At 69.6% G+C, this 7,097-nt stretch carries 6 protein-coding genes and 2 pseudogenes; 6 read left to right on the top strand and 2 right to left on the bottom strand.

The features are described 5' to 3' along the window. The first annotated feature begins 428 nt into the window (after window positions 1–428). The 5 genes and pseudogenes from ACIBLC_RS33255 (at window position 429) to ACIBLC_RS33235 (ending at window position 4,615) form a co-directional block, all read left to right on the top strand. The gene (locus ACIBLC_RS33255; RefSeq protein ID WP_399215086.1) at window positions 429–929 is read left to right on the top strand and encodes a MarR family winged helix-turn-helix transcriptional regulator; all 501 of its coding nucleotides are present in this window, start codon (window positions 429–431) and stop codon (window positions 927–929) included. Between the two features lie 654 nt (window positions 930–1,583). After that, window positions 1,584–1,988: a hypothetical protein gene (locus ACIBLC_RS33250; protein WP_399215084.1), complete on the top strand. Its 405-nt coding sequence runs from the start codon at window positions 1,584–1,586 to the stop codon at window positions 1,986–1,988. Window positions 1,989–2,366: 378 nt separating this feature from the next. Next, window positions 2,367–3,530, top strand: a pseudogene (locus ACIBLC_RS33245) (histidine kinase). Beyond that, on the top strand, window positions 3,518–4,162 hold the full coding sequence (locus tag ACIBLC_RS33240) for a response regulator (protein WP_399215083.1): 645 nt from the start codon (window positions 3,518–3,520) through the stop codon (window positions 4,160–4,162). Before ACIBLC_RS33245 ends, ACIBLC_RS33240 begins: the two are co-directional and overlap by 13 nt. 255 nt (window positions 4,163–4,417) lie before the next feature. Then, window positions 4,418–4,615 carry a hypothetical protein gene (locus ACIBLC_RS33235; protein ID WP_399215082.1) on the top strand — a complete coding sequence of 66 codons (198 nt, stop codon included), beginning with the start codon at window positions 4,418–4,420 and terminating at the stop codon, window positions 4,613–4,615. 43 nt (window positions 4,616–4,658) lie between these two features. Here ACIBLC_RS33235 and ACIBLC_RS33230 read toward each other — a convergent pair. Further along, window positions 4,659–5,010, bottom strand: a pseudogene (locus tag ACIBLC_RS33230) (GtrA family protein); the annotation flags it as partial. Between ACIBLC_RS33230 and ACIBLC_RS33225 the strand changes: the two are divergent. Continuing rightward, window positions 4,904–5,218 (top strand): hypothetical protein, encoded by a 315-nt coding sequence (locus ACIBLC_RS33225; RefSeq protein WP_399215081.1) that lies wholly within the window; start codon window positions 4,904–4,906, stop codon window positions 5,216–5,218. The pseudogene ACIBLC_RS33230 and the gene ACIBLC_RS33225 sit on opposite strands and share 107 nt — an antisense overlap. A gap of 172 nt (window positions 5,219–5,390) precedes the next feature. Here the strand turns inward: ACIBLC_RS33225 and ACIBLC_RS33220 are convergent, their stop codons facing one another. Continuing rightward, window positions 5,391–6,941, bottom strand: coding sequence for a carboxylesterase/lipase family protein (locus ACIBLC_RS33220; RefSeq protein ID WP_399215080.1), 1,551 nt, complete (start codon window positions 6,939–6,941; stop codon window positions 5,391–5,393). Window positions 6,942–7,097 lie beyond the last annotated feature (156 nt).

Genomic DNA, 7,097 nt, shown 5'->3' with positions numbered 1-7,097 from the left:
TGGGGTGTGGGTGGCTGCGGGGGGGGGGGGGGGGGGGGGGGGGGGCGGCCGGGGGGGGGGGGGCGCGGGGCCCCGCGCCCCCCCGCCCCCCGGGCCCCCCCCGCGGCGGGGCTTCCTCCGCTCGAGGGCCCCGGTCTGTGTGCCCACGGCCGGCATGCCGTGCGGCTCGGATCGCGTCAGATGGCGCGGGGGCGTCGGTCCGTACAGGACGGAGCCGTGGGCGCCGTAGCAGGGTGGCCGTGGTGACCACAGGGGTGGGGATGCGACATGAGTGATGCTCCTGCGAGGAAAGTGGGAGTCCGGCAGGGTCCGTTCATGACGGGCACCGCTGGATTACTTAACTTAGGCAAGCATAGATGCATTACTTAAGTCAAGCAACCTTGTGAGAATTTTGGTTAACTAAGGCAAGTATCTGTTACGGTGGACTCATGTCCACACCACCCCCCGCAGCGCCCGCCTCGCCGGACGTGATCGCGATCGAGCAAGCCCTCACCCGCGTCGCGTATCTGGCAGGCAGGGCCCGGCAGCACGAGCGTCTGATGGCCGTGGCCGGACTGAAGCTGGACCGAGCGGCTGCCTCGATCCTGCGGAGCATCGCCGAGAGCGAGCCGATACGGCCCGGAGTGCTGGCTGTCCGGCTGTCCGTGGAAGCCTCCCATGTCAGCCGACAACTGAGGCAGCTGGAGAAGGACGGCTACGTGATCCGCGTCCAGGATCCGGACGACAGCCGTGCTCATCGCATCCAGCTCACCGACGCCGGAGTGGCAGCGGTCGAGCGCATACGAGAGGTGAGCCGCCGGGGCATGGAGGTGGCTCTCGCCGACTGGTCGCCCGACGACCTGCGGCAGCTCGCCACGCTCTTCCACCGGCTGGTCGACGACTTCGTCACGCACGCCGAGGCGGATGTCGAAGTCGGACCCTCCGCCTGACGAGCTGCGGCCCCGTGCCGGCGACCGACTGTGCGTCAGTCCGTGGTCTCCGCGGAGCGAGCGGGGACCGTGCGAGCCCGACGGACCGAGAGGTCGTCGACGCTTCGTGACGCCGGCCAGGATGTCCTGGCCGGCCCGGACGATCCTGGTGTCACCGAACTCCTCACCACCACAGGTGAGCTGGCGAGTCATCGAATCGGAAAAACGTGCACGGCGACCTGTCTGCCGCCGCGCACGTCAGGGTCTTTCAAGGCACCATAACCGTCGCCTCGATAGGCGATCCGCGCCAGGGAAGGGACGTCCAGCGGCTGCGCGTAGGCGGGTCCATCGCATCCCGTGCCCGCAGCATGCGGCGGTTGGTCTCTTCTGGGGTGCGGCTCACGGCGCCGTCCCCGTCACACCACGAGGCTCCGTAATCCGTGACAGATCCCGCCCCTCCCTCGCAGCGCGATGTGGTGCACCACGACGGCCACACCACTCTTCGCCGCTGGACCGCGTTCCAGGTTCAGCCCAGGGGAGTGGAAGCTGTCCGCGGGCGGTCCGCCCCATGGTGTAGCGGACTACACCATGGATTCGGGGGGCCGGTCCCTCGTGGCGGCGAGCGAGCGACGGAATCGTGGTTGTCAGAGATCGCATTGAGGAAGGGACCACCCCATGGCCGCGAACCGCCGACGTGGACGCCGTACTGCCGCCATAGCCACCGCCGTTGTCGCCGTCACGTTGACTGCCGGACTCCTTACCGGCTGCGACGACGTCGACAGCTCACTTGATTGCTTCCACAACGCGGGCACGATCGCCGACAGCCTCAAGGCAATCCACGAGGCCGGTCTGGACGCGGCGAACGACCCCACGCTGACAGACGAGTCCATCGACACCATCGACAAGAACCTCGACAAGATCGGCGACGACACTGACAACGACAAGGCCGACAAGGCGGTCGACGACCTCAACAAGGCGATCACGGACTACAACAAGGCCATTCTGAACGGCGACACCAGCCCGGACTCCAGCAAGATCAACGATGCGGCCGACGAACTGAGGAACGTCTGCACATCATGACAGGGCCCGAGCGAGCCCTCGTGATGGTGGTGGGCTCGGCCCCATACGGCTCTTTACGCGCCCGTCGTCGGCGCGCCCGCTTCGGTCGTGCGGGCTCAGGTCGGGGCAGACGGTGATCCCGACGGTGATCGGCTGCGTCCTGGGGCGGGCTGCGGCGGTGCGCACCGCCGCTCTCGCGCTGGTCGCCGACGCTGGCGTGGAGTGACTTCACGGGGTTTCGTTCCGAACGAGGGGCTGTGAACCTCTGCGATCAACGATCCCGTCGTTCGCCCGCCGCCACGAGGGAGTGCACGCGTGAACCGTGGTGTAGCCCGCTACACCACGGTTCGGGAGCCTGCTCACCCGCGTCCGTGCGCGGTGTCGCCCAGCCTGGTCAGCATGTGGGAGACGGTGCGGCAGGCGGCGCGGGCCACGGTCCAGTTGGCTGTAGCCGCTGCGATGGGCTTCGGATCGATCGTCTTCATCACCGTGCTGCTGATCACGGCCACCGCCACGGTCGTGGTGGTCGGTGCCTGGATGCTGACGGAGACGGTGCTGCTGGTGCGCCGGATCGCCGGGGCCAAACGGAAGCAGGTGGCGGCGTGGATGGGCCGAGAGATCCCGGAGGCTTATCTGCCCCTTGAGGGTCGGCTGCGCACGGCGGTCCGTGACCCGGGCACGTTCACCGACCTGCGCTGGATGGTCGCGTACTACGGCTACGGCTGTCTTGGATACCTGGCGTTGCCGCTGTGGCCGGTTGGCCTGCTCGTCGACGGCCTGCGGTACGGGCGTCGCGAGGCGGTCGTACTCCCGCTGATCATCCGGCTCGCCGACCTCGACGCCGCCTGGTCGACCGCCCCTGCTCAAGCTCTCCCCTAAGACACGGCTCGCCGAACGGGTCGAGGAGCTGACGGAGACCCGGGCGGGCGCCGTCGCCGCGCACGGTGCCGAACTGCGCCGTATCGAGCGGGACCTGCATGACGGCACGCAGGCGCGGCTGGTCTCCTTGTCCATGCGGATCGGCCTGGCGAAACGCGCGTACGAGCGTGATCCCGAGGGTGCGCGCAAGCTCTCGACGACGCCCAGGACCAGGCCGAGGAGGCTCTGGCCGAGCTGCGTCACGTCGTACGGGCCATCCACCCGCCGATCCTCACCGACCGCGGTCTCGTCGGCGCGGTCCGGGCACTGGCCGCGAGCAGCGGGCTGGACGTCACCGTAGGGGTGGACTGCCTGCGGGACGGTGCGCAGGACGGGCCGCGGCCCCCGGCGGCGATCGAGGCGGCCGCGTACTTCGTGGTGGCCGAGGCGCTGACGAACGCGGCGAAGCACAGCGGGTCCGACCGGGCCGAGGTCCGGCTCGCCCGCACTCTCGGCGGGCTGAGGGTCAGTGTCCACGACGACGGCCGGGGCGGGGGCGAGGGCAACGCTCCCGCCGACGGCCCGGGCGGGTCCGGACTGCTCGGCATGCGCCGCCGGGTCGCCGCGCTGGACGGAACGTTGTTGCTGACCAGCCCCGTCGGGGGGCCGACCGTGATCGAAGTGGAGCTGCCGTGCGTGTGGTGATCGCCGAGGACAACGCCCTGCTGCGGGAGGGCCTGGTACTGCTGCTGACCTCGGCCGGGCACGAGGTGGTGGGCGTCGCGGGGAGCGGACCGGAAGTGCTGCCCGCACTGCTCGCCCACCGTCCGGATGTCGCCGTCCTCGATGTTCGGATGCCGCCCGGCTTCCGCGACGAGGGCCTGCGCGCGGCCATCGCGGCGCGCGAAGAACTCTCCGGGCTGCCGGTGCTCGTACTTTCGCAGTACGTCGAGGAGTCCTACGCCAATGAGCTGTTGGCCGGCGGTGCGAGCGGAGTGGGCTATCTGCTCAAGGACCGGGCCGGCCGGGTGGACGAGTTCCTGGACGCTCTGGAGCGGGTCGCGGCCGGCGGCGCGGCCCTGGACCCCGAAGTCGTCACCGAACTCCTCACCCGTCGCCGCAACGACCCTCTCGACACGCTCACTCCTCGCGAGCGCGAGGTCCTGAAACTGATGGCCGAGGGCCACGACAACACCACCATCGCCAAGACCCTCGTCGTCACGGAACGCTCGGTCAGCAAACACATCGGCAACGTGTTCCTGAAGCTGGGCCTGCCGCCGAGCGACAGCGGGCACCGCAGGGTGCTCGCCGTACTGGCGTATCTGAACAACTCGTAGGAGGGCGGCGCCGGTTACCGCCCTGCGGGGGTACCGGCCCTGCCGACGGACTGGTGAGGGGCCTTGCCGCTGCATGACTCGCTTGGCCGCCTGCGAAGAGGTGAAGGGCTTCCGGTCGCACCGGTGCGAGGTAGCCGGTCGGAGATCCACCCCATGTGGTCGGAAGCTTCGGCAGTGAATCCGATCCCTGAGCGCGCCGGCGACCTGCTCGCCGAAGGGTGACCAACGCCGCCGGTCCGGCACCGGGAGCTTCCCGTGACCGTCGTGGCGGTCCTCGTCCGGCACCGAGGGCCTCCCGTGACCGTCGTCGCCCCCGTCCCGCACCTGACGACGCTGCTCGAGGTGTTCGGCCTGCACGACGAAGTGCTGCTCGCCATCTCCCTGGCCGGTGACACGACCTTGGAGAACGCCGGAACCGGGATGGACGAGACCACTGTCCCGCTCGTCTCCTGAACCTCCGCCGGGCTCTTCGCCCGCACCGTCGTCCGGTTCTGTGCTCCATCGAAGACGAACAGGCGCAGCACCACGAAACGTCCGATTCCGGCGAGCCCGGAGGCGCTGAGGTAGACGATCTGCTCCGTCAGTATCTCGGGCGACGACTGCACCATGTGCAGTATGAACATCGCGGCGCAGGTCACCGCGTAGGCGGCCGCGGCCGATCCCGCTGACTGCCAGTGCTGGCGCCATCCGGCACGCCGCCCGGCGCCGAAGGTGAAGCGTGCGTGGAGTTCCGTGCAGAGGATGGTCGAGGCGACTGTGATCAGCGCGTTCGCCACCGCCCAGGGCATCAGCGCGGCGAGCAGAGCCACCGCGAAGCTGGAGGCGACCCCGACACCGCCGCCGGACACTACGAACCGGGCGAAGGAGGCGAGCGGACCGGGAGCAGCCGGGGCCCGGTGCGCCTCGTCCGAGCCGGTCTCCATCCCTTCCATGCACTGCGCCTCGTACACCGTCCCGGGCTTCGACGAGAGCGGCAGCGACTCCATGGGTTTCCTTCCGGACGGGGGCCGTGAATCCCTTGGGATCAGCAGGGCTCAGCGACAGCGGCTTGCTTAACTCACTCAACTATATAGAGATTGATTAACTTAGGCAAGCGTATTTCGGGGTGACGGGTGCCGACCGTGCTTCAGTCCACTGCCCGGGCTGACTTCGGCGGTGTCGAGGTCCGCGAAGTCGGCCCGGCCTGTTGACGGAGTGGGTATCGTTGCGGCGATGTTTTGCCAGGTGGTCAGTTGATCAGCGGCAGTGCGGGGAAGGTGTGGTTCTGCCAGAGGCGTCGGGAGGTTCCCTCCGGGTAGGCGGTGACGTGCGGGTTCGCGTCGAGAATTTGGACCAGCCGATGTTCGGTGTCGTACGAGGGCCAGCCCGGGTCGCCGGTCGTGGCGAACGCGGTCCAGGCCGCGCGGAAGCGGGACGACAGCGACCTGGCCTCAGGCGAGGGTTCGGAACCGGCGAACAGCAGCGCGCCGAGGTCGGCGTCGAACGTGCCGAACAGCAGCGGTATGTCGAGGCCGTGGCAGGCGCCCAGGACACCGCCATTGCCCGGGGCCGGCCAGGCCAGCTCGTACACGTGCGCGCGGCCGCCCCCGGCGACCTGGGCCTCGGCCAGGTGCAGCGAGGGCATGTTGAACAGCCAGTCGGTCTGGACCCGTTCGTACAGCTCACCGGGCGAGGCGTCCGGATAGGCGGTGCGGTAGGCCTGTTCGCCGTCCGGCCCGGGTGCGAACGTGCGCAGTGCCGCTGCCGCTTGCTCGTCGGTGATCTTCCCGAGCTGCCCGGCGAGGGCGAGGAACAGCCGGAACTCGTCCTTGTTGTGCCCGGCGATCAGCTCCACGTCCCGTGCCGCGCCGTCCGCCAGCGCCTGCCAGGGGGTGGTCGGCAGTACCTCGCCGTCGACGACCGGGGAGAAGGGGGTCTGCGTGGGGACGACCTGCCCCCACCTTTCCTCGTACTGGCGCATTTTGGCGCTCAACGCCTCTCCTGCGGCGGGCAGTTGGCGTGGGTCCACCGTGGACAGGTCGGCGACGGTGGGTCGCAGGCCCGCCTCGGCGGCGATGGCGGCCGCGATGTCGCGGGCCAGTTCGTCCGAGAAGAACGTGCCCGGCATGCTCTGTGCGATGGCCTGCCGGAACAGTCCCACCGCGCTCGGCATGGCCAGCAGTGAGGCGATCGATCCGGCTCCGGCGGACTCGCCGAAGACGGTGACCTGGCCGGGGTCGCCGCCGAACGCCGTGATGTTCTCCCGCACCCATTGCAGGGCCGCGACCTGATCGAGCAGGCCACGGTTGGCGGGCGCCCCGTCGATGCGGGCGAAACCCTCGATACCGACTCGGTAGTTGAGGGTGACGACGACCACGTCGCCGTCGCGGGCGATGTGCCGGGCGTCGTAGCCGGGGCTGCCGGAATGGCCGAGTTTGTAGGCGCCGCCGTAGATCCACACCATCACCGGGCGATGGGCGGCCGGGTCCGGGTCGGGAGTCCAGACGTTGACCGTCAGCCAGTCGTCGCCCGTGGGTGCGTCCAGCAAGAGGGAGCGGCCCTGGAATCCCGCCTCCTGTGGGGGCGGGGGGCCGAAGGTGAACGCGTCGAGTGTTCCGTCCCAGGCGCGTATGGGGCGCGGGGCCTGGAACCGCGCATCTCCCACGGGTGGTTCGGCGAACGGGATGCCGCGGAAGACGGCCAGACCGCCCTCCCGGCGCCCGCGTACCGTACCGGCGGCTGTACGCACCGTGGGCTGGGCGGAACCGTCTGCTGACTCGCGTGACGTGGCTGTCGTCATCGAAGACACTCCCCATTTGCTGCGGGTGGAACGGGTGGAACGGTACGGGTGCACAGGCGCCTGGCGGTCGCCTCCCGCGGGAGCGGGGTGGCGACCGCCAGGCGGTCGGAGAGGGGCAGACGTCCGGCGCACGGGATGCTACGCCTTCGCGTCGGA

The sequence above is a fragment of the Streptomyces sp. NPDC050535 genome (genome assembly GCF_044457665.1).
Lineage (GTDB): Bacteria > Actinomycetota > Actinomycetes > Streptomycetales > Streptomycetaceae > Streptomyces.
This window is presented reverse-complemented; position numbering and strand designations above follow the sequence as displayed.

Excerpts from the sequence above, each read along its gene's own strand:
- ACIBLC_RS33250 (WP_399215084.1), top strand. The coding sequence starts at position 1,584 with ATGGCCGCGAACCGCCGACGTGGACGCCGTACTGCCGCCATAGCCACC.
- ACIBLC_RS33255 (WP_399215086.1), top strand. The coding sequence starts at position 429 with ATGTCCACACCACCCCCCGCAGCGCCCGCCTCGCCGGACGTGATCGCG.
- ACIBLC_RS33220 (WP_399215080.1), bottom strand. The coding sequence starts at position 6,941 with ATGACGACAGCCACGTCACGCGAGTCAGCAGACGGTTCCGCCCAGCCC.
- ACIBLC_RS33225 (WP_399215081.1), top strand. The coding sequence starts at position 4,904 with ATGGTCGAGGCGACTGTGATCAGCGCGTTCGCCACCGCCCAGGGCATC.